27 protein-coding genes are annotated in these 25,347 nt (G+C 74.4%); 10 read left to right on the forward strand and 17 right to left on the reverse strand.

What is annotated here, in order from left to right; translation table 11 throughout:
- Positions 1–50 precede the first annotated feature (50 nt).
- A complete protein-coding gene (locus tag VM95_RS32615; protein WP_063773594.1) occupies positions 51–797 on the forward strand; it encodes a 4'-phosphopantetheinyl transferase family protein in 747 nt (248 codons plus the stop codon).
- On the opposite strand, the gene VM95_RS32620 is transcribed toward VM95_RS32615, so the two are convergent.
- From VM95_RS32620 to VM95_RS32640, 5 genes are all read right to left on the reverse strand, one after another.
- Entirely contained in the window at positions 779–1,576 is a 798-nt protein-coding gene (locus VM95_RS32620; RefSeq protein ID WP_045703753.1) for a thioesterase II family protein, read from the reverse strand. The two genes, VM95_RS32615 and VM95_RS32620, sit on opposite strands and share 19 nt — an antisense overlap.
- Positions 1,577–1,623: 47 nt before the next feature.
- Positions 1,624–2,967 carry a crotonyl-CoA carboxylase/reductase gene (gene ccrA, locus VM95_RS32625; protein ID WP_045703754.1) on the reverse strand — a complete coding sequence of 448 codons (1,344 nt, stop codon included), beginning with the start codon at positions 2,965–2,967 and terminating at the stop codon, positions 1,624–1,626.
- Positions 2,968–3,017: 50 nt separating this feature from the next.
- Positions 3,018–3,230, reverse strand: a complete 213-nt coding sequence (locus VM95_RS32630; protein ID WP_045703755.1) for a hypothetical protein — start codon at positions 3,228–3,230, stop codon at positions 3,018–3,020.
- Positions 3,231–3,540: 310 nt separating this feature from the next.
- Positions 3,541–4,428, reverse strand: a complete 888-nt coding sequence (locus VM95_RS32635; protein ID WP_045703757.1) for an LLM class flavin-dependent oxidoreductase — start codon at positions 4,426–4,428, stop codon at positions 3,541–3,543.
- A 56-nt stretch (positions 4,429–4,484) separates the two neighbouring features.
- Positions 4,485–5,399: a serine/threonine-protein kinase gene (locus tag VM95_RS32640; protein WP_045703758.1), complete on the reverse strand. Its 915-nt coding sequence runs from the start codon at positions 5,397–5,399 to the stop codon at positions 4,485–4,487.
- Between the two features lie 87 nt (positions 5,400–5,486).
- On the opposite strand from VM95_RS32640, the gene VM95_RS32645 reads away from it, so the two are divergent.
- The 8 genes from VM95_RS32645 to VM95_RS32680 all read left to right on the forward strand — a co-directional run bounded on the left by VM95_RS32645 (position 5,487) and on the right by VM95_RS32680 (position 12,002).
- Positions 5,487–6,032 carry an RNA polymerase sigma factor gene (locus VM95_RS32645; protein WP_244179031.1) on the forward strand — a complete coding sequence of 182 codons (546 nt, stop codon included), beginning with the start codon at positions 5,487–5,489 and terminating at the stop codon, positions 6,030–6,032.
- Positions 6,029–6,853, forward strand: a complete 825-nt coding sequence (locus VM95_RS42910; RefSeq protein ID WP_045703762.1) for a hypothetical protein — start codon at positions 6,029–6,031, stop codon at positions 6,851–6,853. The genes VM95_RS32645 and VM95_RS42910 overlap by 4 nt, the downstream gene beginning before the upstream one ends.
- A gap of 94 nt (positions 6,854–6,947) precedes the next feature.
- Positions 6,948–7,646: a hypothetical protein gene (locus tag VM95_RS32655; RefSeq protein ID WP_045703764.1), complete on the forward strand. Its 699-nt coding sequence runs from the start codon at positions 6,948–6,950 to the stop codon at positions 7,644–7,646.
- Positions 7,647–7,743: 97 nt separating this feature from the next.
- The gene (locus VM95_RS32660; RefSeq protein ID WP_045703766.1) at positions 7,744–8,331 is read left to right on the forward strand and encodes a hypothetical protein; all 588 of its coding nucleotides are present in this window, start codon (positions 7,744–7,746) and stop codon (positions 8,329–8,331) included.
- A gap of 96 nt (positions 8,332–8,427) precedes the next feature.
- On the forward strand, positions 8,428–9,435 hold the full coding sequence (locus VM95_RS32665) for an ABC transporter ATP-binding protein (RefSeq protein WP_045703769.1): 1,008 nt from the start codon (positions 8,428–8,430) through the stop codon (positions 9,433–9,435).
- Entirely contained in the window at positions 9,419–10,315 is an 897-nt protein-coding gene (locus tag VM95_RS32670; RefSeq protein WP_045703771.1) for an ABC-2 transporter permease, read from the forward strand. The genes VM95_RS32665 and VM95_RS32670 overlap by 17 nt, the downstream gene beginning before the upstream one ends.
- A gap of 9 nt (positions 10,316–10,324) precedes the next feature.
- On the forward strand, positions 10,325–11,242 hold the full coding sequence (locus tag VM95_RS32675; protein WP_045703773.1) for an ABC transporter ATP-binding protein: 918 nt from the start codon (positions 10,325–10,327) through the stop codon (positions 11,240–11,242).
- Between the two features lie 43 nt (positions 11,243–11,285).
- Complete coding sequence (locus tag VM95_RS32680; protein ID WP_045703775.1) at positions 11,286–12,002, forward strand: ABC transporter permease; 717 nt, start codon at positions 11,286–11,288, stop codon at positions 12,000–12,002.
- Here the strand turns inward: VM95_RS32680 and VM95_RS32685 are convergent, their stop codons facing one another.
- The 12 genes from VM95_RS32685 to VM95_RS32740 all read right to left on the reverse strand — a co-directional run bounded on the left by VM95_RS32685 (position 12,003) and on the right by VM95_RS32740 (position 24,830).
- Positions 12,003–13,253 carry a CynX/NimT family MFS transporter gene (locus VM95_RS32685; RefSeq protein ID WP_045703777.1) on the reverse strand — a complete coding sequence of 417 codons (1,251 nt, stop codon included), beginning with the start codon at positions 13,251–13,253 and terminating at the stop codon, positions 12,003–12,005. It lies immediately after the preceding gene.
- A 64-nt stretch (positions 13,254–13,317) separates the two neighbouring features.
- Positions 13,318–14,046: a FadR/GntR family transcriptional regulator gene (locus tag VM95_RS32690; protein WP_045703780.1), complete on the reverse strand. Its 729-nt coding sequence runs from the start codon at positions 14,044–14,046 to the stop codon at positions 13,318–13,320.
- A gap of 96 nt (positions 14,047–14,142) precedes the next feature.
- On the reverse strand, positions 14,143–14,649 hold the full coding sequence (locus VM95_RS32695) for a nuclear transport factor 2 family protein (RefSeq protein ID WP_045703782.1): 507 nt from the start codon (positions 14,647–14,649) through the stop codon (positions 14,143–14,145).
- A gap of 129 nt (positions 14,650–14,778) precedes the next feature.
- A complete protein-coding gene (locus VM95_RS32700) occupies positions 14,779–15,612 on the reverse strand; it encodes an HAD family hydrolase (protein WP_107073167.1) in 834 nt (277 codons plus the stop codon).
- Positions 15,609–16,883: a serine--tRNA ligase gene (gene serS, locus VM95_RS32705; RefSeq protein WP_078860897.1), complete on the reverse strand. Its 1,275-nt coding sequence runs from the start codon at positions 16,881–16,883 to the stop codon at positions 15,609–15,611. The genes VM95_RS32700 and serS overlap by 4 nt, the downstream gene beginning before the upstream one ends.
- A 515-nt stretch (positions 16,884–17,398) precedes the next feature.
- Positions 17,399–18,334, reverse strand: a complete 936-nt coding sequence (gene pheA / locus VM95_RS32710; protein WP_045703786.1) for a prephenate dehydratase — start codon at positions 18,332–18,334, stop codon at positions 17,399–17,401.
- Between the two features lie 121 nt (positions 18,335–18,455).
- Positions 18,456–19,718, reverse strand: a complete 1,263-nt coding sequence (gene efeB, locus VM95_RS32715) for an iron uptake transporter deferrochelatase/peroxidase subunit (RefSeq protein WP_045703788.1) — start codon at positions 19,716–19,718, stop codon at positions 18,456–18,458.
- 4 nt (positions 19,719–19,722) lie between these two features.
- Entirely contained in the window at positions 19,723–21,771 is a 2,049-nt protein-coding gene (locus tag VM95_RS32720; RefSeq protein ID WP_052707711.1) for a FixH family protein, read from the reverse strand.
- Between the two features lie 13 nt (positions 21,772–21,784).
- Positions 21,785–22,303, reverse strand: coding sequence for a copper chaperone PCu(A)C (locus tag VM95_RS32725; RefSeq protein ID WP_052707712.1), 519 nt, complete (start codon positions 22,301–22,303; stop codon positions 21,785–21,787).
- Entirely contained in the window at positions 22,300–22,986 is a 687-nt protein-coding gene (locus VM95_RS32730; protein WP_045703790.1) for an SCO family protein, read from the reverse strand. The genes VM95_RS32725 and VM95_RS32730 overlap by 4 nt, the downstream gene beginning before the upstream one ends.
- A gap of 80 nt (positions 22,987–23,066) precedes the next feature.
- Positions 23,067–23,834, reverse strand: coding sequence for a YcnI family copper-binding membrane protein (locus tag VM95_RS32735; RefSeq protein WP_045703792.1), 768 nt, complete (start codon positions 23,832–23,834; stop codon positions 23,067–23,069).
- Between the two features lie 168 nt (positions 23,835–24,002).
- Entirely contained in the window at positions 24,003–24,830 is an 828-nt protein-coding gene (locus tag VM95_RS32740; RefSeq protein WP_052706632.1) for a hypothetical protein, read from the reverse strand.
- 229 nt (positions 24,831–25,059) lie between these two features.
- On the opposite strand from VM95_RS32740, the gene VM95_RS32745 reads away from it, so the two are divergent.
- A partial coding sequence (locus VM95_RS32745) for an ATP-binding protein (RefSeq protein ID WP_045703794.1) occupies positions 25,060–25,347 on the forward strand: 288 nt, incomplete at its 3' end.

Below are 25,347 nucleotides of genomic sequence, written 5' to 3' on the forward strand. Positions count from 1 at the left end.
CTGTCCCCCCGTTCTTCGATTCTTCGAACCGTGAAGGTGTGTGAGGTGCCGTGATCGCAGACATCCTGCCCTCCGAGGTGGCCTCGGCCGAGGCGTTCAACGACGGCCTGGAGGGGCCGCTCTACCCCGAGGAGGCGGCGCAGATCTCCCGGGCGGTGGAGTCCCGGCGGCGCGAGTTCACCACCGCGCGGCTGTGCGCCCGCCGGGCGCTGGCCCGGCTCGGGCTGCCGCCGGTGGCGGTGCCGCCGGGGCCGCTGGGCGAGCCGCGCTGGCCCGTGGGGGTGCTGGGGAGCATCACCCACTCGACGAACTACCGGGCGGCGGCGGTGGCCCGGACGGCGGACGTGCTGGCGCTCGGCATCGACGTCGAGCCCGACGAGCCGCTGCCCGAGGACCTGCTGGAGTCGATCGCCTCGCCCGACGAGTGCGCGCGGCTGCGGGAACTGCGGCGAACCGCCCCGCAGCCGGTGAACTGGGGGCGGTTGCTGTTCAGCGCGAAGGAGAGCGTCTACAAGGCCTGGTTCCCGCAGGGCCGGCGCATCCTCGACTTCTTCGACGCGGACCTCACCTTCACGCCGGAGGGGACGTTCCGCGCGCACCTGCTGCTCACCCCGCTGGAGCGGGAGCTCGGGCTGCGCGCGGACTACTCCGGCCGCTGGCTGGCGCGCGGCGGGCTGCTGCTGACCTCGGTGGTCACGCTCGCGCCCGTCCGCGCGCCGCGGGCGGAGGTCGTAGGGGCGCCCCAGGGGGCATCGAACGGGGCGCCCCGGCTCGGGGGTTACGGTGCCGTGCGCTGACCGGCCGGATCCGTGGCCGTCGTGGCCGTCACCAGGTGCCGCCGCAGGACGTCCGTCACCGCGTCGGCCTCGTCGACCAGGTAGAAGTGGCCGCCCGGGAACCGCCGCAGCTCGAAGTCCCCGCTGGTGTGCCGGCCCCACACCAGCACCTCCTCGTGCGGCGCCTTGGGGTCGTTGTCGCCGGTGAGCGCGGTGATCGGGCAGCGCAGCACGGCGTCCGGGCCGCAGCGGTAGGTCTCGACGGCGGTGTAGTCGGCGCGGATGGCCGGCATGACCATCCGCAGGAAGTCCTCGTCGGCGAGCAGCACGGCGTCCGTGCCGGCCAGGCCGTCCAGTTCGGCGACGATGCCCGCGTCGTCGCGCAGGTGGACGGTGCCGGTGCGCGGCACCGACGGGCCGCCCCGGCCGGAGGCGAACAGGCGCACCGGCGCCAGGCCGTCCGCCTCCATCCGGCGGGCCACCTCGAAGGCGACGACGGAGCCCATGCTGTGGCCGAACAGGGTGGTCGGCCGGGCGGCGAGCCGGGGCCGCAGCGCCCGGTAGACGAGGTCGGCGAGGACGTTGATGTCGGACGGCGTCGGTTCGCCGTGTCGGTCCTGCCGGCCGGGGTACTGCACCGCCACCACCTCGGCCGCGGCGGCGAGTTCGGCCGACAGCGGGTAGAAGAAGCTGGCCGAGCCGCCGGCGTGCGGGAAGCAGACCAGCTGGCCCGCCCCGGCCGGGGCGGGGTGGTAGGTCCGGGCCCAGAGGGCGTCCTCGGCGGCGGTGGCGGTGGTCATGCGGGCGGGTCTCCTCGGAACTGTCCTACGGGTTCGGGAACGTGGGCTCAGCCGGCCTCGGTGCGGAACCGGTCGATGGCCGGCCGGTGCCGCTCGCGCAGCTCGTGGTCGCGCACGCCGAGCCCGGCGCGCGGGGCGAGGCCGAGCACGCCGACCTTGCCGCTGTGCAGGTTGCGGTGCACCGCGCGGGCGGCCTCGCCGACCTCGGCCAGCGGGTGGGTGACCGACAGGGTCGGGTGCACCATGCCGCGGCTGATCAGGCGGTTGGCCTCCCAGGCCTCGCGGTAGTTCGCGAAGTGGGTGCCGACGACGCGCTTGAGCGAGGTCCACAGGTAGCGGTTGTCGAACTGGTGCTGGAAGCCGGAGGTGGAGGCGCAGGTCACCACGGTGCCGCCGCGGCGGGCCACGTAGACGCTGGCGCCGAAGGTCTCCCGGCCGGGGTGCTCGAACACGATGTCGGGGTCGTCGCCGCCGGTGAGGTCGCGGATGCGGGCGCCGAGGCGCTTCCACTCGCGCGGGTCCGGCGTGTGCTCGTCCTTCCAGAACCGGTAGCCCTCGGCGGACCGGTCGATCACCAGCTCGGCGCCCATCGAGCGGACCAGCGCCGCCTTGCGCTCGCCGGAGACCACGCAGACGGGGATGCCGCCGCCGTTCAGGGCGAGCTGGGTGGCGTACGAGCCGAGGCCGCCGCCGGCGCCCCAGACCAGCACCACGTCGCCCTGCTTCATGCCGGCGCCGTTGCGGGAGACCAGCTGCCGGTAGGCGGTGGAGTTCACCAGCCCGGAGCAGGCCGCCTCCTCCCAGGTCAGGTGCTCGGGCTTGGGCATCAGCTGGTTGGCCTTGACCAGGGCGAGCTCGGCGAGGCCGCCGTAGTTGGTCTCGTAGCCCCAGATCCGCTGCTCCGGGTCGAGCATGGTGTCGCCGTGCCCGTCCGCGGACTCCAGCTCGACGGACAGGCAGTGCGCCACCACCCGGTCGCCGGGCCGCCAGCGGGTCACGCCGGGGCCGGTGCGCAGCACGACGCCGGCCAGGTCGGAGCCGACCACGTGGTACGGCCGGTCGTGGTGCGCGGCGTCGGGCCGGGAGCGGCCGTAGCGCTCCAGGAAGCCGAAGGTCGGCACCGGCTCGAAGATCGCGCTCCAGACGGTGTTGTAGTTGACGGCGCTGGCCATCACCGCGACGATCGCCTCGCCCGGGCCGAGCGGCGGCGTGGGCACGTCCTCGACCCGCAGCGACGCGCCCGGGTCCTTGTCCCGCGAGGCCATCCCCTCGAACATGCCGGCCTCGTCCCGGCGCACCGTCGCGCCCCGGTACGACTCGGGCAGCGGCAGCGCCGCGAAGTCCGCGGTGGTGGCGGTGTCGGCCTCGATCGTGCTGATGATGTGTTCCACCGGTCCGTGTCCCTTCTCCGGGCCCGCGTCCGCCGGGCCTTGACGGAAGATCAGCCCCAGTGCGTGTCGGCCGGGTGCGGGACGACGACCGGGGGAGTGGTGCCATCGGCGGTCACGTGCACGCCGCCCGGGACGGGGTTGCCCCAGTGGGTGTCGTCGGTGGTGAGCGGGGAGACCGAGAGGCCGAGGCCGACCAGTGCGGCGAGCGCGGCACCCGCGACGCCGCCGACGACCTTGCGCTGCTTCTTGGTGGTGGTGAACATCTCGGGATCCTCCGTGGTGTGGTGTCGAGGACCGGCTGCTGTCGTCCTCGTGGTCACCACACAACCGTCCGCCGCCATCGACCTCCTTTCGAGCGCCCCTCGCCCAGCGAGTCCTGGGCGACTGCCCACCGATAGCGAACGGATAGCCCCATCCGCCTCGCCGGCCCCGCCCGCCCCTCGCGCCACCGCCCCGACCGGCCCCAAATCCCTTGGACCGTACCGTGGTTGGTTCTGCGGCGGGGGAGGAACCGCGGACCGCGACAGCGCCTATCGGCCGCCGGGCGGGGGCGGGCCCGCCCGGCGGCGGTGCTCAGCCCAGCTGGGCGAGGCCCTCGGTGGCGATCCGCTCGAAGACGGCGAGGTCGTTCTCGAAGATCGAGTCCGGCACGGGCCAGTGGATCACCAGCTCGGTGATCCCCAGCTCCCGGTAGGTGCCCGCCCAGTCGACGAAGGCGTCCACCGACCGCAGCGGCTTCTCCGCCGTCGAGCCCTGGAGCAGCACCTTCTCCAGCGTCGCGACGTCCCGGCCCTTCGCCTCGCAGGCGGCCGCCAGCTTCTCGATCTGCCGCGCGACGACCCCGGGCGCCTGCTCCACCGGTACGTCCGCCGGCCCGCGCGGGTCGCCGTACGTCACCCAGCCCTGCCCGTACTCGGCGGCCAGCCGCAGCCCGCGCGGCCCGGTCGCGGCGACGTAGAACGGCACCCGCGGGGTCTGCACGCAGCCGGGGACGTTCCGGGCCTCCACCGCCGAGTAGTAGGTGCCCTCGCGCGTCGTGGCGTCGCTGCGCAGCAGCTCGTCGAGCAGCGGCAGGAACTCGCCGAACCGGTCCGCCCGCTCCTTCGGCGACCAGGCCTCCTGCCCCATCGCCGTCGCGTCGTAGCCCGTCCCGCCGGCCCCGATCCCGAGCGTGACCCGCCCGCCGGACACGTCGTCCAGCGTGATCAGCTCCTTGGCCAGCGTCACCGGGTGCCGGAAGTTCGGCGAGGTCACCAGCGTCCCCAGTCGCAGCCGCTCGGTCACCGTCGCGGCCGCCGTCAGCGTCGGCAGGGACCCGAACCACGGCTCCTCGCGGAACGACCGCCAGGACAGGTGGTCGTACGTGTACGCGGCGTGGAACCCGAGCTCCTCGGCCCGCCGCCAGATCTTCTGCCCCTCGCCCCACCGGTGGATGGGAAGGATCACCGTACTCAGTCGCATACCGCCGACCCTACGGTAGCCGTTCGCGGCCGGGGCCCTGCGACGTGACGGCCTCGTCAGCGCCGCAGCCAGCCCAGCAGGGTCGCCGCCGTGAACACCGCGGCCGACGCCAGCCCGACCGCGCGCGGGGTCAGCCACCCGGGGCCTTCCCGGGGCGGCCCGGACTGCGGGACGGGCGCCAGCAGCGCGTCCGCGAAGGCCTGGGCGGTCGCCGGCCGGTCCGCCGGCTCGACGGACATCGCGGACCGCAGCAGCAGGGCGAGGTTCGGCGGGAGCTCCGCTCCGGCCGGGAGCGCCGGCAGCGTCGAGGCGGCCGGCTGGTCGGTCAGCAGGGACGCGGCGCGTCCGCCCGGGCCGAACGGCTTCTGCCCGGTCAGCAGCTCGTAGGTCACGACGGCCAGCGCGTACACGTCGGCCCTGCCGTCGAACCCGCCGGTCTGGAAGGCCTGTTCCGGTGCCATGTACGCGGGCGTGCCCGTGGTCACCGTCAGCCCGGACGCGTCGGCCAGTTGCTTCGCGCTGCCCAGGTCCGCCACCAGCACCGCGGCGGGCGCGGGGCCGGCGGCGAGCAGCAGGTTGGACGGTTTCACGTCGCGGTGCACCACACCCGCCTCGTGCAGGACCTGGACGGCGTAGCCGGCCTCCGCGGCCAGCCGCAGCGCCTCCTGCGGCTCGCACTGCCCGACCCGGTCCGCCAGGGTGCCGCCGCGGACGTAGTCCATGACGAAGTAGGGCCGGTCCTCCTGCACCCCGACGTCGTGCACCCGGACCACCCGCGGGCTGGCGATCCGGCGCAGCAGCCTCGCCTCGGTCAGGAACCGCTCGCGCACATCGGCGTTGGCGGCCCAGTTCTCGGCCAGCACCTTCACCGCGACCTCGGTGTCGAGCTCCGGATCGTAGGCCTTCCAGACCGTCGCGAAGGAGCCCGCTCCGAGCCGCTCCAGCAGGAGGTAACGACCGAGCTTGCGCATGTGGCAGCATTCTGCCGGAGTCGGAGGGAGCGCGGAACTCCCGATCGGCGGGCCGGGATGCCGGCCGGGACGGAACGGGGGATCCGGGTGTTCGAGGAAGCCGAGCTGGAAGCGCTCGTGACGGCCGCTCAGGCGGGCGACCCGGGGGCGATGGAGCACCTGCTGGCCAAGCTGCGGCCGGTGGTGCTGCGCCGCTGCTCGCGCTTCCTGCCCCACCACGCCGACGCGGAGGAGGCCGCGCAGGACGCGCTGCTGTCCATCAGCACGCACCTGGGCGGGTACGGCGGCCACGGCTCCTTCCTGGGCTGGGTGACGGTGATCGCCTCGAACGCCGCCCGGTCCACCTACCGCTCGATGCGCCGGCGCGCCGAGGAGAGCCACGCCGACCTCCCCGAGTCCGTCGACCCGCGCACCACCAGCGTCATCGCCGGGACCAGGCTCGACGTGATGGAGGCGCTGGCCGCGCTGGAGCAGCAGCACCCTGCCCTGGTGGAGTCCTTCGTGCTGCGCGACCTGGGCGACCTGACCTACGTCCAGGTGGCCGCGCAGCTGGACGCCCCGCTGGGCACGGTCAAGGACCGCATCCACCAGGCCCGCCGCTTCATGCGCGAGCGCCTGGTCACCGGTCCGTGAGCGGCGCTCCCGCGGCGGGCGGCGGCCGCGCCGTCGTCCGGGTCCGGTCCGCCGTCGCCGCCCTGGTGGCGGCCGCCGCGCTCGGGCTGGCGACCGGCCGGTTCGTCCTGCCACCGCCCCCCGGCGCGTCCGCCGCCGCGACGCCCGGCGGGTCCGTCCCGACGCCCGCGTCCTCGGCCTCCGGCACCGGCACCAGTACCGCCTCCGCCTCGCCGACCGGTGCGGTCGTCACCGGCTCGACCGGGCCGCTGACGACCGCGAACCTGCTGGCACCCGCGGCGTTCGGCCCGGACATCGGCCCCGGGCGGATCCACGTCGCCGACCGGTACGGCGACGGGTCCTACGCCAACGCGGCCTGCACCGGCGAGAAGAGCCTCAGCCAGACCCTGGGCGGGCGCGGTGCCCACTTCCGCGGTCTGATGACCGGCTCCCGCACCAGCTCGGGCGACCCCACGCTGGCCGACGCCGTCGCCGACCAGGTCGCCCGCGAGGTCGCCGCCGAGGCCCAGAGCCCTTCCCTGGCACAGAACTACGCCGAGCGCCTGCTGCTGGAGGAGGTGCCCTGCCAGGAGGACACGCCGGGGCACTGGGTCTACGGACGGACCACGACGCTGCAGCTCGCCCCGGACGTCACCGCGAGCTGGATGGGCTACTACCAGGGATCGCTCAACACCACCGGCAGGGCGCCCGAGGGCAAGGAGCCCTGCGGCGGCATCGCCGTGCTGCGCAGCGGCACCCACTACGGAGTGCTGGAGGTCTCCGCCTGCCTGGGGACGGCCGCGATGAACCGGGTCGTCGGGACCGCTCTGTCACAGCTGTGAAACAGCGGGTCGGGGCTCCAACTTTCCCTTCCCCGGCGGCATCTCCCCGGTTGTACGAGGACGCAGCAGGCGTCCCGACCAGCAGGGGGACCAGATGACCGAGAACCGGACCGTCCAGCAGAAGTCCGTCCGCCGCAACCGGCTCGTCGCCGCGGCCTGCTTCGCCGCCTCGCTGATCACGGTCAGCGTCGTCGGCACCCAGTCGGCCAGCGCGGACGGGGCCGCGCACGACGCCGCGCCCCGCGCCGCGGCCGCCACCCGCCCGGCCGCGGCCGCCGCGCCCGGACTGGGCTCCGCCCGCCTCGTCCAGAGCGAGGACTTCCGGCGGGGCCCGAACCCGGTCGGCGCGACCGTCGTGCTGACCGGGCGCCAGGCGCTGTCCGCGTGCTCCGGCGAGGAGACGATGCGCGACCTGACCAAGGAGAAGGCCACCGCGTACGCGGCCGTGACCTGGACCTTCGACACCAAGGGCGGACTGACCGAGTCGGCCGCGAGCGCCCCCACCGAGACCGCGGCCGCCACCTGGGAGCAGCAGCTCGTCACGCTCGTCCAGGACTGCCAGGACGAGCCCGCCGGCCACTGGCGCTACGGCGCGGCCCACACCCTGACCGCCGCCGGCGGCACCGCCCACTGGTACCCGGCCTACAACGGCGACGGCACCGCCGGCGGCGGGGTCGCGGTCCTGCGCAGCGGCACCAGGGTCGCCGTCGTCGAGCTCACCGGCCAGTCCGCCGACGCCCCGGCCGCCGTCGAGGGCATCGCCACCGCGGCGCTGAACCGCCTCTCCTCCTGATCGGGGGCGGCGGCGGACAGGGTGTCGGGGGGACGCGCTAGTCTGTCCGCCGCACAGCGAATCTGATCATGTGTTGAAAATCGGGGGTTGCTTCGCCATGCCTGTTTCCAGGAGACCACTCGCCGCCGCCCTGGTCGTCGCCGCCGCGTTCGGCCTCGCCGCCTGCGGGCCGGACGACCCGTCCGACAACGGCCAGGGCAGCGCGCCCACCACGGCCGCCACCGCGCCCGCGTCCGCTCCCGCCAGCCCGGCCGCGCCCGCGGGCAAGCCGACCGGCAAGGCGTCCGGCAAGCCGTCCGCCGGGGCCAGCGGGGAGCCGGAGGGCTTCTGCACCAGCGACCCGCTGCCCGCCGGGCAGAAGTGGGTCAACGTGGAGAAGGGCACCACCGCGACGGCCCTCACCTACAAGGAGACCAAGGACGCCTGCGGCGTCGACGACGTCGCCCACGAGCCGGTCGGCGCCGCCAAGACCGCGCAGTTCGCGCCCACCGTCAAGGGCCACCTGCGGTCGGTCGTCGCCCCGCCGAAGGACGTCAACGCGGCCGACCTGGCCAAGCACATCAACGAGTGCATCACCACGCCGGGGAACCAGAAGGGCTTCTACCCCTGCTCCAGCGGCGACTACAAGGTGGCGTTCGACGCCTCCGGCAAGGTCACCGAGATGTGGGAGCGTCCGAGCTCCTGAGCCGGCAACGCACGTGACGTCGGGCCCGTTCAGCCCCTAAGGGGGAGCGGGCCCGACGTCATACCGGGGCACTAGCGGCCCTCGTCATTCCAGCTCATGCCCCGTACGGCGCACCGCCGTTACGTTGAGTGCGTGTCCACTGCTGTCATCAAGACCGATGGCCTCACCAAGAGGTACCCCCGGGTCACCGCCCTCGACGCGCTCACCGTCGAGGTGCTGCCCGGGGTGGTCGGGCTGGTCGGGGCCAACGGGGCCGGCAAGTCCACCCTGATCAAGATCCTGCTCGGGCTCGCCCCGGCGACGTCCGGCCGCGGCGAGGTGCTGGGCCTGGACATCGCCACCCGGGGCCCGGAGATCCGCGAGCAGGTCGGCTACATGCCCGAGCACGACTGCCTGCCGCCGGACGTCTCCGCCACCGAGTTCGTGGTGCACATGGCCCGGATGTCGGGCCTGCCCGCCACCGCCGCCCGCGAGCGCACCGCCGACACCCTGCGGCACGTCGGCCTGTACGAGGAGCGGTACCGGCCGATGGGCGGCTACTCGACCGGCATGAAGCAGCGGGTCAAGCTCGCCCAGGCGCTGGTGCACGACCCGAAGCTGGTGCTGCTGGACGAGCCGACCAACGGCCTCGACCCGGCCGGCCGGGACGAGATGCTGGCGCTGATCCGCCGCGTGCACAGCGACTTCGGCATCTCGGTGCTGGTCACCACCCACCTGCTCGGCGAGCTGGAGCGCACCTGCGACCACCTGGTCGTCATCGACGGCGGCAGGCTGCTGCGCTCCTCCTCCACCGCCTCCTTCACCGAGGCGACGGCCGTCCTCGCGGTCGAGGTCACCGACCACCCGGACGACCACACCCTCGCCCCGGGCGAGGAGGTCCGCGGCCGGCTCGCCGCCGCCGGCCTGTCCGTCCAGGCGGAGGGCTCGCACCTGCTGCTGGTCCGGCTGGCCGGCGAGGGCACCTACGACACCATCCGCGACACCGTCGCCGAACTCGGCCTCGGCCTGGTCCGGTTGGAGCAGCGCCGCCACCGGGTCGCCGAACTCTTCACCGACGCACAGGACTTCAGCAGGGGAGGTGCGGACGATGTCGCTGCCTCCTGAGACCGGGAGCGCCGACACCGGCGTCATCCACGACATCGGCTACCGCGGCTACCGGGGCCCCCGCCTCGGCCGCGGCCACGCCACCCGCGCGCTCTTCACCCAGAGCCTGCGCGCCGCGTACGGCCTCGGCCGCTCCGGCAAGGCCAAGGTGCTGCCGATGCTGGTGCTGGCCGCCACCACGCTGCCCGCCGCGATCGTCGTGGCGTTCGCGCTCACCACGAAGCTGGACGACCTCGGGGTCGAGTACGCGGGCTACCTCTCCTCGGTCGGGATGCTGGTCTGGATCTTCCTGGCCGCCCAGGCGCCGGTGCTGCTCTCCCGGGACCTGCGCCACCACACCGTGCCTCTGTACTTCTCCCGCCCGATCACCCGCGGCGACTACGTGCGGGCCAAGTTCGCCGCCATGTTCTGCGCCCAGTTCCTGCTGATGGCGGCCCCGCTGCTGGTGCTGTACGCGGGCGCGCTGCTCGGCGGGATGGACGTCGGGGACAACACCGAGCACGCCCTGTACGGCCTGGCCGCGGCCCTGCTGTACGCGCTGGTGCCGACCTCGGTCGCGCTGGCGATCGCCGGGTTCACACCGCGCCGGGGCTTCGGGGTGGCCGCCATCATGGGCTACCTGGCGGTCAGCGCCGCGGTGGCCGCGGTCGCGGTCGGCATCACCCGGGGCACCGACTCCGCCGACGCCGCGCAGTGGACGGCGCTGATCTCGCCGGACGGCCTGGTGGAGAGCCTGGTCAACGAACTGTTCGACCTCGGCGGCGGCCTCGACCGCCGGCACGCGCCGGGCGGTGTCGGGACGGCGGTGTTCGCGCTCGTCGCGGTGGCCCTGGTGGCCGGCTCGTACCGCCTGCTGCTGCGCCGCTACGAGAAGATCTGAGAGGGCGCCATGGCCACCATCACCATCGACACGGTCTCCCGCTGGTTCGGGAACGTGGTCGCGGTCAACGACGTCACCATGGCGATCGGCCCGGGCATCACCGGCCTGCTCGGGCCCAACGGCGCGGGCAAGTCGACGCTCATCCACATGATGAGCGGCTTCCTCGCCCCCTCCAGCGGCTCGGTCGCCCTGGACGGCACCCCGATCTGGCGCAACCAGCAGGTGTACCGGCAGATCGGCCTCGTCCCGGAACGCGAGTCGATGTACGACCACCTGACCGGCTGGGAGTTCGTGCTCGCCAACGCCGAACTGCACGGCCTCGCCCACCCGGGCGCCGCCGCCCGCAGGGCCCTCGACCTGGTCGAGATGGCCGAGGCCAAGGACCGCCGCACCGGCACCTACTCCAAGGGCATGAAGCAGCGGGTCAAGATGGCCTCCGCGCTCGTCCACGACCCGTCCGTGCTGCTGCTCGACGAGCCCTTCAACGGCATGGACCCCCGCCAGCGCCTGCACCTGATGGACCTGCTGCGCCGCTTCGGCGCGGACGGCCGGACGGTGCTGTTCTCCTCGCACATCCTTGAGGAGGTCGAGCAGCTCGCCCGGCACATCGAGGTCGTGGTCGCCGGCCGGCACGCCGCCTCCGGCGACTTCCGCAGGATCCGCCGGCTGATGACCGACCGGCCGCACCGCTACCTGGTCCGCTCCAGCGACGACCGCCGGCTCGCCGCCGCGCTCATCGCGGACGGCTCCACCGCCGGCATCGAGGTGGACGGGCGGGAGCGCGCGCTGCGCGTCCAGGCGGTGAACTTCCAGGGCTTCACCACCCTGCTGCCCAGGGTCGCCCGGGAGGCCGGCATCCGGCTGTACACCGTCTCCCCGGCGGACGAGTCGCTGGAGAGCGTCTTCTCCTACCTGGTCTCGGCGTGACCGACACCGCAACCACGAGGACCCGGGAAGGGGCCGACCGACCATGAACCCGACCGTCGCCAGGCTGACCGTACGCGGCCTGCTGGGCCGCCGCCGCGGCCTCCTGCTGCTGGTGGTCCCCGCGCTGCTGCTGGCGGTCTCCGCCCTCGCGGCCGCCGCGCACGGCGACGAGCAGAGCCTGACCGTCAAGATCCTCGGCGAGCTCGACCTCGGCACCCTGGTGCCGATCCTCGGGCTGGTGGTCGGCACCGGGGTGATCGCCACCGAGATCGACGACGGCTCGATCGTCTACCTGCTCGCCAAGCCGCTGCCGCGCTGGCGGATCGTCACCACCAAGCTCGTCGTCGCGATCGGCACCACCTGGGCCTTCGCCGCCGTCCCGACCCTGTTCGCCGGCCTGCTGCTGTACGGCACCCGGGACGGCCTTGCGCTCGGCTACACCGTGGCGGTGCTGGTCGCCGGGGCCGCGTACAGCGCGCTGTTCCTGCTGCTCGGCGTGGTCACCCGGCACGCGGTGGTGGCCGGGCTGGGGTACGCGCTGGTCTGGGAGGCGCTGGTCGGCAACTACGTCGACGGCGCCCGGACTCTGAGCATCCAGCAGTGGGGGCGGGCGGTGGCCCAGTCGGTCGCCGGGGAGTCGGCGATCGGCTCCGCCGTCCCGCTCGGCACGGCCGTCCCGCTGCTGCTGATCGTCACCGTCGCCTCGACGGTGCTCGCCTCGGTCAAGCTGGCCGGGCTGACCCTGACCGCGGACGAGTGATCACAGGGTCCGGTTGCGCCCCGCGCCCCAGCCCGCCACGGCGACCACCGCGGACAGCACCAGCATCACCACCAGGGTGGCCGACCAGCCGCCGGTGAGCTGGTGCAGCGCACCGGCCCCGACCGGGCCCGCCGCCGCGACCACGTAGCCGATCGCCTGCGACATCCCGCCCAGCTGGGCGGCACCGGCCGCGCTGCCGGTCCGCAGCACGATGAACGCCAGGCCCAGGCCCAGCGAGCCGCCCTGGGCGATCCCGAGGACGGCCGCCGCCGCCCAGGCGCCGGAGACCGGCGCGGCCAGCAGCAGCGCGATGCCGATCCCGTTCAGCGCCGCCATCGACACCGCCAGGCCGCGCTGGCGGGTCATCCGGCCGGCCATCAGCGGCACCAGGAACGCGCCCACGCCCTGCAGCAGGTTGGAGAAGGCGAAGACCAGGCCGGCCTTGCCGCGCTCCATGCCGTGGTCGGCCAGGATGGTCGGCATCCAGGCGACCACGATGTACACCAGCAGCGACGAGATCCCCATGAACAGGCTGATCTGCCAGGCCATCGGGGTCTTCCACAGCCCCTCGATCGCCCGGCCGGGCCCCGCCGCCGGGGCGGCCGCGGCGGCCGTCGCCGCCCGCTCCTGCCGGGAGCGCAGCACCTGCGGCAGCCAGGCCACCGCCGCGACCAGCGCGAGCAGCGACCAGGCGCCGAGCGAGGCCTGCCAGCCGCCGCCGAGCGCGTGCTCCAGCGGGACGGACGTGGCGGCGGCGAAGGTCGCGCCGACCAGCATGGTGGTGGTGTAGACGCCGGTCATGGTGGCCGCGCGGTCCGGGAACTCCCGCTTGACCAGGCCGGGCATCGACACGTTCAGCACCGCGATGGCCACGCCGATCACCATGCAGCCGAAGTACAGCGCGTACACCGAGGGCAGCACCCGCAGCAGCACGCCCGCGCCCAGCAGCAGCACCGCGCCCAGCACCACCCGCTCCGCGCCGAAGCGGCGGGTCAGCCGGGGGGTGAGCGGCGCGCCGACGCCCTGGAACAGCACCGGCACGGTGGTGATCAGCCCGCTCGCGGTGGCGGACAGGCCGAAGGTGCGCTGGATCTCGGCGACCATCGGCGAGATGGCGGCCAGGCAGGCGCGCATGTTCAGGGCGACCAGCAGGATGCCGGCCAGCAGCAGGGCCGGGTGGGCCAGCCGGGAGCGGACGGGCAGCCGGACGGGAGCGGGGACGACCGGCTGCTGGGCACGGGTGACGGCCATGGTTGTGCTGTTCTTTCCGGAATCGGGGGAGGGGCGGGCGGGGAGGCGGGAGGCTCGCGCCGTCCTACTTCCGGGCCGCGATGGCCGCGAGCAGCTGCTCGACGGCCGCGGTGGGCTCGGCGAGCAGCGCGCGACACGCCGCCTCGGCCCGCTCCGGGTCGCCGCTCTCGATCGCGTCGACCAGCGCCTCGTGGGTGGCCACGACCGCCTCGGGCATCTCGTGGTCGCCGAACGCGGCGGTCATCGACTCGCGCACGGAGGCGCCGAAGTAGCGGTACACCTCGGTCAGCGCCGGGTTGTGCGCGGCCTCGACGACGGCGGTGTGGAACTCCAGGTCGTGCTCGACGGTGGCCTCGCGGCCGGCCCGCTCCGGGTGCTTCGCGAAGACCTCGGCCTCGCGGGCCAGCGCGGCCCGCATCCGCCGGATGTCCTCGGGGGTGTGCCGCAGCGCGGCCAGCCGGGCGCCCTCGGCCTCCAGCGCCGCGCGGACCTCCAGGACGTCCCGGATGCCGGAGCGCTGGACGCCGCGCAGCACGGCGGCGGGGTCGCTGGTGGAGCGGACGAACGTCCCCTCGCCCTGCCGGGAGACCAGCATGCCGGCGTGCACCAGCACCCGGATCGCCTCCCGCACGGTGTTCCGGCCGACCTGCAGCCGCTCGGCGAGCTCGTGCTCGGTCGGGATCTGCGACCCGACCGGCCAGGTCCCGTCGACCACCTGCTCGCGCAGCTGGTCGATCGCGGTGTCGACCAGGGAGCGCCGCCCGGCCGCCTGCAGGTTGTTCTCGCCGCTCATGCCGGGCCTCCCTTCGCACACCACTCGTCGGTCATCGGTCATCCTACAACCGCTTGCCCGGTCATCCTACAACTGCCCCGGGCCGGGGCCCCGGGGTCAGCCGAAGATCGCGGTGGGGTCCCCGGTGAACCAGGTGTTGTCGATGCGCAGCCGCCGGATCACCCAGCGGTCGCCGTCGCGGACCAGCTCCACGTCGTAGGGGTTCTTCAGCAGCGCGTGGGTGGCCGGATCGGCGACGAGCAGGTGCTGCGCCTCCACCAGGGCGGTCAGCCGGGCGGTGTCGCCGTCGACGACGATCCGCGGGTTGGTGACCTGGTGGGTGGTGTCGACCCGGCCGGTGAACATCGCCAGGATGGTGTCGACGATGAACTCCCGCCCGGTCATCAGCGGCGGCTCGCCGCCCCACTTGGCGGCGGCGGGGCGGAAGTCCAGCTCGGCGTCGGCGGCGAAGGCCGAGGCGAACAGCTCCCTGTCCTTCAGGTCCTGCCCGAGGCCGAAGCGGTAGAGCGCGTCGGTGATCTCCGCGCGGTCGCGCAGTTCGGCGACGACGGCGGCGGTGTCGTCGGCGGGCGCGGTCAGGGCACGGTCGCGGGTGACGTCCATGGGGCTCTCCTCAGCGGGTCGGATCCGGTGGTGTCCCGGGCAGCTCCGATCCTGCTGCGCGCCGCAGGAGGCATCAACGCCCTTCTGCGTCATGATCGTTGAGCTCGACTCAACGATCGGCCGCGGCTCTCACCGCCCCGCGAAGAGCCGCTCCAGGACGACCGCGACGCCGTCCTCGTCGTTGCCCGCGGTGACCTCGTCCGCGACGGCCAGCAGCTCCTCGTGCGCGTTCGCCATGGCGACGCCGTGCGCGGCCCAGCCGAACATCGGGACGTCGTTGGGCATGTCGCCGAAGGCGATGGTGTCGGCGGCCCGCACGCCCAGCCGGCGGGCGGCCACGGCGAGCCCGGTGGCCTTCGACAGGCCGAGCGGCAGCAGCTCCACCACGCCCGCGCCGGCCATCACCGCGCCGACCAGGCCGCCGGCCGCGCTGCGGGCGGCCTCGGCGAGGGCGTCGTCGGTGAGGCCCGGGTGCTGGATGTAGAGCTTGCTGACCGGGGAGGCGAGCAGTTCGCCGCGCTCGACCCGGACGACCGGCAGGTCCGAGCCGATCAGCAGCTCGTACCCGGGCCCGGCCAGCACCTGCCCGTCCAGGCCGTCCTGGTTGGCGGCGACGGCCAGCGGCCCGGTCTCGGCCTCGATCTTCTCGATCGCGAGCGCGGCGAGCCGGCGGTCCAGGGTGAGCGAGGTGAGCAGCTTGTGCGCGCCGGCGTCGTAGACCTGGGCGCCCTGGCCGCAGACCGCTATCCCGGTGTAGCCGATCTCGTCGAAGACCGGCCGGGCCCAGACGGCGGAGCGGCCGGTGACGACGATGTGCAGCGCGCCCGCGCCGGTGGCCGTGGCCAGCGCGGCGCGGGTGCGCTCGGAGACGGTCTCGGCGCTGGTGAGCAGCGTGCCGTCGAGGTCGGTGGCGACCAGCCGGTAGGGCAGGTCGCCACCTCCGGGCCGTGCGGTCGAGGTCACTTGACCGGCTCGAGGACGGTCCGCCCGCCGAGGAACGGCCGCAGCGCCTCGGGCACGACGACCGAGCCGTCCGCCTGCTGGTGGTTCTCCAGGATCGCCACGATGGTGCGCGGGATCGCGACCAGGGTGCCGTTCAGGGTGGCGAGCGGGCGGGTCTTGCCCTCCTCGCGCATCCGGATCGACAGCCGGCGGGCCTGGTACTCGGTGGTGTTGGAGGTCGAGGTGACCTCGCGGTACTTGCCCTGGGTGGGGATCCACGCCTCGATGTCGAACTTGCGCGCGGCCGAGGCGCCGAGGTCGCCGGAGGCGACGTCGATCACCCGGTAGGGCAGCTCCAGGGCGTTGAGGAAGTCCTTCTCCCACTGGAGCAGCCGGCGGTGCTCGTTCTCCGCGTCCTCGGGAGTGGTGTAGACGAACATCTCCACCTTCTCGAACTGGTGGACGCGGATGATGCCGCGGGTGTCCTTGCCGTAGGTGCCGGCCTCGCGGCGGAAGCAGGACGAGTAGCCGGCGTAGCGCAGCGGCAGCTTCTCGGCGTCGATGATCTCGTCCATGTGGTACGCCGCGAGCGGCACCTCGCTGGTGCCGACCAGGTACCGGTCGTCCTCGGCGAGGTGGTAGACGTTCTCGGCGGCCTGGCCGAGGAACCCGGTGCCGTCCATGGCGGCCGGGCGGACCAGGGTCGGGGTGATCATCGGGACGAAGCCGGCCGCGGTGGCCTGGGCGATCGCCATGTTGACGAGGCCGAGCTCCAGCAGGGCGCCGACGCCGGTCAGGTAGTAGGAGCGGGCGCCGGCGACCTTGGCGCCGCGCTCGGTGTCGATCGCGCCGAGGATCTGGCCCAGCTCGACGTGGTCGCGGGGCTCGAAGCCCTCGGCGGCGAAGTCGCGCGGGGTGCCGATCTCCTCAAGGGTGACGAAGTCCTCCTCGCCGCCGACCGGGGCGGCCGGGTCGATGAGGTTCGCCAGCGAGCGGAGCAGGCGGTCGGCCTCCTCCTTGGCGGCGCTCTGCTCGGCGTCGGCGGCCTTGACCTCGGCGGCCAGGTCCTTGGTGCGCTGCAGCAGGGCGGCCTTCTCGTCGCCCTTGGCCTGGGCGACCTGCTTGCCGAGCACCCGCTGCTCGTTGCGCAGTTCGTCGAAGCGACTGCCCGAGGACCGGCGCCGCTCGTCGGCGGAGAGGAGGGCGTCGACGACGTCGACGTCCTCGCCACGGACGCGCTGCGAGGCGCGCACTCGGTCAGGGTCCTCACGGAGCAGGCGAAGGTCAATCACAGGGCCTAGCGTACCGGGCGGCCGCTTCTCCACCGGTACCGGTTTTCCCCTGGGGATAACTCCGCCCCGCCTGTGGATAACCCCTGTGGGGAAACCGGCGGATCCGGGTTATCCACAGGTCCGGGGCCGGGGCTGTGGATCGATGGGGAAGATCACCCTCCGCCAACCCGAACCGCTGAATTGAGGTTTCAAACCTCAATGGACCCACTCAGGCGAGGGAATTGAAGCACTCGCACGGGTGATTTGCAGGCAACCGGGTGACTCTGGTCCGATAAGTCATATCTGAGACGCAAACCGATGGTCCGACCAGTTCTGGGCAATGGCTATACCGGTTTGTCGACTCGGGCCCGGACCTGTGGATAACTTCCGGCTGTGGACAGTGGACGGCCCTGTGGACAGCGGGCCCCGGGCCCGCCGGGCCCTGTGGACGACGGTGCGGTCACCCGCCCGCCCCGATCGGGGCGATCGAAAACAGTCGGAAAAGGCCGGAAAGACGGCAGGTGTCGATCAGGCGATCAGGCGTCCGCGCGCCCGTCCAGGCAGCGGGAGAGCCAGTCCGAGGCCGCGGTGAAATCGGCGTCCGAGGTTCCGGGCCGCCGTCCGGTCGACGGCTGCCGGTCGGCGCGCGGATAGGAGCCGAGGAAGCGCACCTGCGGGCAGATCCGCTTGAGGCCCATCATCGCCTCGCCCACCCGCCGCTCGGACAGGTGCCCCTCGCAGTCGATCAGGAAGCAGTAGTTGCCCAGGCCCTCGCCGGTCGGCCGGGACTCGATCCGCATCAGGTTGATCCCGCGCACCGCGAACTCCTGCAGCAGCTCCAGCAGCGCACCCGGGTGGTCGTCCGGCAGCCAGACCACCATCGAGGTCTTGTCCGCGCCGGTCGCCGAGGAGATCCGCCCCGGGCGGCCGACCAGGACGAACCGGGTGGTCGCGCTCCTCGCGTCCGCGATGTCCTTGACCAGCGGGTCCAGCCCGTAGATCGGCGCCGCGAACTCGCCCGCGAACGCCGCGTCGTAGCGCCCCTCGGAGACCAGCCGCGCGCCGTCCGCGTTGGAGGCCGCCGACTCCCAGACGGCGTCCGGCAGGTTGGCCGCCAGCCAGCGGCGCACCTGCGGCTGGGCCACCGGGTGACTGGTCACCGTCTTGATCCCGGCCAGCTCGGTGCCCGGGCGCACCAGCAGCGCGAAGGCGATCGGCAGCAGCACCTCTCGGTAGATCATCAGCGGTGCGCCGGAGGCGAGTTCGTCGTTGGTCGCGGTGACCGCGCCCTCGACGGAGTTCTCGATCGGCACGAACGCCCCGGACGCCTCCCCACCGCGCACCGCGTCCAGCGCCAGCGCCACCGAGGACAGCGGCACCAGCTCCCGGGTCGCCGCCTCCGGCAGGGTGTGCAGCGCCGCCTCGGTGAAGGTGCCGGCCGGGCCGAGGTAGGTGTAGCGGGTGGCCGACATTGACGCCTCCGGTGGCAACGGGGAAGACAGGTGCGGGACGGGCCCGCGCAGTCACCCTAACGATTCCGCGCGCGGGCCATCGCGGTGTCCCAACGGACGGGACAGCAGCGGGGCCGCTGTGCTATCCGTCGACGAGCTGCTGCCCCAGGTACCCGCCGGCCGGCACGCCCGGCAGCACCGCGTACAGCCCGCTCGCCTCGTGCCGCAGGAAGCGGGAGAGCCCGTCGCCCCGGGAGAGCTTGCGCTGCACCGGGGTGAAGCCGTTGCGCGGATCGGCCTGGAAGGCGAGGAAGAGCAGCCCGGCGTCCGGCGAGCCGTCCGCCGCCGGCCCGTCGTGGTACGAGAAGCCGCGCCGCAGCATGGCCGCCCCGCCGTTGGCGGCCGGGGCGGCGACCCGGATGTGCGCGTCGGCGGGGATCGCCAGCGCGCCGTCCGGGCCCTGGGCCGCGAGGTCCACCGGAGTGTGCTCGCCGGCGCCCGCGGGCGCGCCGAGCGGCGCGCCGTCCGCCTTGCGCCGTCCGATCACCCGCTCCTGCCGGTCCACCGGCAGCGCCTCCCAGTGGTCCAGCAGCATCCGGATGCGGCGGAACACCAGGTACGAGCCGCCGGCCAGCCAGTCCGGCCGGTCGCCGCCGGGCGCGCAGAACACCTTGGCGGCGAAGCCGTCCTCGCCCGGCCTGGGGTTGTTGGTGCCGTCGATCTGGCCCATCAGGTTGCGGCCGGTCATCGGCCGCGCGGTGGCGCCCGGGGTGCGGGCGAAGCCGGCCGACTGCCAGCGCAGGGACGCCGCCCCGGCCGCCAGCCGCTGCAGCACCCGCAGCGCGTGCACCGCGACGAGGGCGTCGTCCGCGCCGATCTGGACGAACAGGTCGCCGTCGCTGCGGGCCGCGTCCAGCGCGTCGCCCGGGAAGGCGGGCAGCGGGTCGAGCGCGGCCGGGCGGCGGTCGGCCAGCCCCGCCTTGTCGAACAGCGGGGTGCCGACGCCGACCGTGAGGGTGAGCGAGCAGGGCCCGGCGTCCAGGGCGACCTGGTTGTCGAACTCCTCGGCCGGCTCCCCGGCGGTCAGCCGCTCGGCGGCCTTCGACCAGCGCTGGAACAGGCTGCGCAGCCCGTCCCGGCCGAGGCCGTCGACCAGGTCGAAGGCGGCCAGCTGGACCCTGGCCTGCTGCGGTTCCAGGATCCCGGCCTGGTGCTCCCCGTGGAACGGCACCCGCGCCGAGCCGAGGGCGCCGCCCGCCGGCTCGTCGACGCCGCCGGTCCGGGCGTAGGCGACCGCCACGCCCGCGCCGGCGCCCGCCAGCAGCCCGGCGCCGGCGGTGCCGAGCAGCGCCCGCCGGGTGAAGCCGGTCCGCCCGATGACGGTGCCGGTGGTGTCGTCGTCCATCGCGTCAGCCGATCCTGAACTGCTGGGTGGGGGTGGTCTGGTCGATGTCGGAGGAGCGGATCTGCACCGAGACGACCCAGGTGCCGGCCAGCGGCAGCTGCGTGGTGCCCGTCCAGCGGCCGGTGCCGGCGGCGGTGAGCGCGACCGGCAGCGGGCCGAGGTCGCGGTCCGGCAGGGTGAAGGCCAGCTGCACCTCGGGCACCTCCACCGGCTGCCCGTCCGCGCCGTCCAGGGCGAGCTTCACCTCGTTGGAGCCGGTCCGGGCCGGGTTGAGCGAGACGGTCGCGGTGCCCTTGGCGTTCGGGGTGCGGCCCTTGGTGTCGTACGGGAGCTTCAGCTCCACCGTGCGGCCCGGCTCGGTCTGCGGGGCGCCGCCCGCGCTGCCCGCGCCGGCCGCCGGGGCCGCGGCCCCGGCCGCCTTGACCTCGCCCGCCACCCGCCCGGGCGGGGAGTTGGTGAGCATCGTGGTGACCGCCAGCACCGCCACCGCGACCAGCGCCTCCACCAGCACCGAGCGGCGCAGCCCGGCCCGGGTCGGGGTCAGCCCGCGCTCGCGCCCGGCGCTCTCCCGGGCGGCCCGCTGCCGGGCCAGCTGCGCCTGCCGGGCCGGGTCCTCGGCGTGCGCGGCGACCGCGACCGGCTCGGGCAGCTCGGCCCGCTCCGCCTCGACGGGCCGCACCTCCGCGGCCTCGTCGGGGGCCGAGCGCAGCCGGGCCAGCCAGGAGCGGGACATCCAGGCGACGCCGAGCATCGCCGCCACGCAGCCGGTCTTCACCAGCAGCAGCCGCCCGTAGTCGGTGCCGGTCAGCGCGCCCCAGCTGCCCAGGCCGCGCCAGGACTGGTAGACGCCGGTGACGACCAGCACGGCCACGGCCCCGAAGGCGATCTTCGAGAAGCGGTCCACCACCTCGGCGCCGACGCCCTCGCGCAGCGCGACCAGCAGCGCGGCCAGGCCGCCCAGCCACAGCGCCATCGCGATCAGGTGCAGCATGCCGAACGGCAGCGCCAGCGCGACCTGGATGCCCACCGAGGCGTGGTCGGCGCCGACCCAGGTCGCCGAGAGGGCGATCGCCAGCACCGACCCGGCGACGCCTAGGCCGAGCCGGGCCTCGCGCTGCGGCCGCTCGGCGGCCCGCCGCTCCAGCTCGCGCAGCTCCGCCGCCTCGGCGTCCTCCTCCGCGGGGACCTCCGCGGGGACCTCCGCGTCCTGGGCCGGCAGCGGCCGGGGCGGCTGCCCCAGCTGGCCGACCAGCAGCGACAGGAACACCCCGCCCGCGGCGAGCAGCAGCAGCCGGGCGGCCAGCGCGGTGCCGATCCGCTCGTCCAGGGTGGCGCGCACCAGCGACAGGTCGAAGGCCTGGCCGATCCCCGAGCCGCGCTCGTACGGGCCGCGCAGCATCAGGACCGCGACGGTGGAGACCAGCAGCGCCGTCCAGCCGGTCATCAGCAGCCGCTGCACCGGCCGCCGGGCCGTCCCGCCCGGCCAGCAGATCAGCACGAAGGCGGCCACCCCGGCCAGCAGCGCGAACGCCCCGTACGCGATGGTGCGCCCGGTGCCGTACAGCGCGGCGACCAGGCCGTCCGCGTCGGCGCCCTGCAGGGCGGTGGCGGAGACCGAGGTGTCCGAGGGCGCGCCGATGGAGAAGGTGAACGCCCCGCCGACCGGGTGCGAGTCCGCCGAGACGGCCCGCCAGGCGACGGTGTACGTGCCGTTGGCGAGCCCGGAGTTCAGCCCGACCCGGGCGGTGTTGCCCCGGCCGTCCGCGTGCGCGGGGTTGCCGGCGTCGACGGCCTTCCCGGCCGGGTCGAGGACCCGGACGGAGTCGCCCGACAGCGAGACCTCCTCGCTGAAGGTCAGCGTGACGGCCTGCGGGGCGGCGGCGACCACCGAGTTCTGCTTCGGGTCGGTGGATTCCAGGGTGGCGTGCGCGGCGGCCGGGCCGGCGGCGGCGAGCATCAGCGCGAGCAGCGCGCCGAGCGCCCCGACGAGCCCGGCGATCCGGCGGCGGGCGCTGCGGTGCCTGGTGCTGCGGCGGTGGGCGGCCTTCTCCATGCTGGCGGGTCCTCTAACTCTGGCCGGGGCGGTAGGTGAGCTCCTTGACCGGCACCTTGACCGCGATGGTGCCGGACTTGGCGAAGGTCAGGTCGAGTTCCACCTCGTCGCCGAGGGCGGGGGCCTTCTGCCAGCCCATGATCATCAGGTGGGTGCCGCCGCGGGCGAGCTGCAGCGCGCCGTGCGCGGGCACGTCCAGGCTCTGCACCTGCTCCATGCTGGACGCGGTCGAGCGGTGCATGGTGATCGACCCCGCGCCCGGGCTGGTCACCTTGACCAGCTGGTCCGGCCCGCCGTCGTTGCGGACGGTCAGGTAGCCGGCGCCCATCCCGCCGGCCGGGGGCAGCGGGATGTAGGGGTCGGCGACGCTCAGCTTCGCCGGCCCCGCCTCGGCGGCGGCCTGGCCGCCCTGGCCGCCCTGGCCGCCCGAGCCGCAGGCGGCCAGGATGGCGCCGCCGCCCAGGACCGTCGCCAGCACCGCGCCGGTGAGCGCCGTCCGCCGGAACCGCCGGGTGCCCGTCGCCGCCGTCACGCCTTGACCCCCTGGGCGAGCAGCGGCAGGTCGTGCTCGTAGGTCTTCTCCTCGGTGCCGCTCATGTAGAGCACGTGCGCCTTGTCGTCCGAGGGGAGGAAGGCGAGCACCTGCGCGCCGTGCGTGGAGGTGACGGTGCCGTCCGCGTTGACCACCGGGTCCTCGATCATGATGCCGAGCGACTTGGCGGCGGTCTTCACCTTCGCCAGGTCGCCGGTCAGGCCTATGAAGTCGCTGCCCATCGAGTCCAGCCAGGTGCGCAGCACCTTGGGGGTGTCGCGCTGCGGGTCGGTGGAGACGAAGACGACGTCGATCTTCTTGCGCTCCTCGGCGGGGAGCGCCTTCATCGCCACGCCGATGTCGCCCATGGTGGTCGGGCAGACGTCCGGGCAGCTGGTGTAGCCGAAGAACAGCAGCGTGGTCCGGCCGTTGGTCTTCTGCCGCAGGTCGAAGGGCTGGCCGGAGGTGTCGGTCAGCTGGAGGTCGGGCTTGTCGAAGTTCTTGGCGAGCTTGGTGCCCTGGTACGGGGTGTCCTCCTTCTGCTGGGTGACCTTGGCGGCGGACGTGCCGTCGCCGGAGGAGCCGCAGGCGGAGAGGGTCAGGGCGGCGGCGAGCGCGAGGGCGGCGGCGCCGGCCAGCCGGGCGGTGCGGGTGGCGCTCGTCGTGCGGGTGGTGTGGGGCATGGGAGATCCGATCGTGCGCGAGGGACCGCCGGCGGGGCCGCGCCCGGTTCACGGGTACGGCGGCCCCGCCGGCGTGCGGGTCAGGAGGCGGAGCCGCCGCTCTTGCGGCGCAGGCCGGCGATGCCGACCCCGGTGCCGATCACGCCGACCACGATGCCGACGACGCCGAGCACCCGGGCGGTGGAGTCGCTGGACTTCTTGTCGCCGTCCGAGGCCTCGGCGTGGTCCGAGCTGTCGCCGTGGGCGCCGGCGGCCGGGGAGGCGGAGACGCCGTGGCTGTCGCCGTGGCCGTCGCCGCCCGCGGCGGCCTTGGTGAGCTTCAGGACGGGGGCGGGCTTGGCCGGCTCGGGCTGGCCGTCCTTGGACTCGTCGATCCAGCGGACGACGTCGCCGTTGTCGTAGGTCTGCAGGGCCTTGAAGACCAGGCTGTCGGTGTCGGTCGGCAGCGGGCCGAGCGAGACCTTGAACTCCTGGAACTGGCCGGGGGCGATCTTGGTGCCCGCGTCGGCGGTCCAGGTGATCTTGGAGACGGCCTCGTTGACGTCGCTGCCGTGCACCTTGATCGGCTTGTCCAGCTTCGACTTCTCGACGGCGGCGGTCCAACCCGGCAGCGGCATCGTCCGGACGGAGGCCAGCGGGTGGTCCAGCGGCAGGTTGATCTCCAGCTTCACGGTGCCGGCGGCGTCGTTCTCGTTCGGCACCCGGAAGTCGACGGCCGTGTAGCCGCCCTGCTGGGCCGAGCCGGGGTTCACGGTGACGTGCGCGAACGCGGGGCCGGCCAGCGCCACCACGGAGGCGGCGGCGGTCAGGGCGACGGCGGCGAGACGGCGGGAGGAAGCGGAACGCATGATGCGGGGTCTCCGATCGGAGCTCTACGGCGGCCGGGCCTCGGCGGGGCCGCGCGTGGGGGGCGAGTGGGGGTCGAACCTCGGGCCGTCCGCGCTTCACCGCGGGACGGCCGGCACACCGCGCACCGCCCGACCCCGGACGGCCTCACGGCCCCGGGACACGCCGGATCAGTACGCGAACACCCCGCGCGGCGGACCGCGCCGCACCACGCTGTGCCGCAGCACCGCGCCCCCCGGCAGCGGAGACTCCCCGCCCCGGGCCCCGAACCGGCGGGCCGGACCGGCCGCGCCGAACAGGCCGCGCAGCAGCGCGACCGCCAGGGCCAGCGCCGAACGCAGCGGCGCCGCCCAGTGCTCCCGGGCCGCCGACGCGGCCACCCGCACCAGCCGCCACAGCGCCGCCTCGCCGCGCCGCAGCCACCAGCCCGCCACCAGCGCGGCCGCCAGGTGCCCGGCCAGCATCGACGGCGTCATGCCCAGCACCCCGCCCTGCCACCACGGCGCGGCGGCGAAGGCGTGCGGATCCAGACCGGCCGAGGACACCAGCTGCTCGGCGGACGGACCGCCCGGCAGACCGTCCAGCGTGCCCGGGTGGGCCTCGTTGCAGATCAGCCGGCCGGCCACGCCCCGTACGGTCGTCGCACCGTGCTGCATGCCGGGCATACCGGGCATGCCGGATGCGGCGAAGCCGTGGAAACCGTGGAACAGGCAGTGCAGGCCGAGCTGCCCGGCGCCCAGCGCCCCGGCGATGGCCGGCAGCGAACGCTCCCGCCCGCCCAGCGCCACCGCGAGCACCAGCACCGCGGCGAAACCCGTCGCCAACGCCGCCGGCGGCACGTTCCCGCCGCCCACCAGGGCGTGCCCGGCGGCCGCGATCAGCGTGCACACCAGCGCGAACGGCACCGCCCGGGCAAGCCGCAGGTCCCAGGCGGCGGCCCCCACCGGCTGGGCCGGGGCAGGGGCGCCCGGGAACGGGGCGGCGGCGGGGGCAGTCATGGCCGGGCCATCATCTCATCGCGTACCCCGCCGCCACGGGCAGGGTGGGAAATCCCTACGAATGCCCCGTTCGGCCGCGGCGTGGAGGGGTGCGAATGCGCCCTTCGGCACAGCCCCCGTTCCCAGTCCATCCGCCGAACGGGCGGTAGCGCCCCTGCCGCACGGTTCACCGCACCATCGCCCGGAGATACCTAGTTGTATGTGGAGCCGCAGCCAGGAGGGACCTCCCGTGGACATCTGGTGGACTCTGCACCTCAAGCGCGACCCGGCCAGCGTCCCGCTGGCCCGTCGCATCCTGCTCGGTGCCATGGCGACGGCCGGCGTCGACCCGCAGATCGCCCACGACCTCGGCGTCGCCCTCAGCGAGGCCTGCGCCAACGCCGTCGAGCACGGCGCCTGCGGCCGCCCCGACGACGGCTTCCAGGTCACCGCCTCGATCAGCGGCGACCGCCTCCGCATCGAGGTCACCGACTCCGGCCCCGGCCTCCCCGCCCCGGCCGCCCCCCTCGTCCGGCGC

This window comes from Streptomyces rubellomurinus (assembly GCF_000961885.1).
Taxonomy (GTDB): Bacteria; Actinomycetota; Actinomycetes; order Streptomycetales; family Streptomycetaceae; genus Kitasatospora; species Kitasatospora rubellomurina.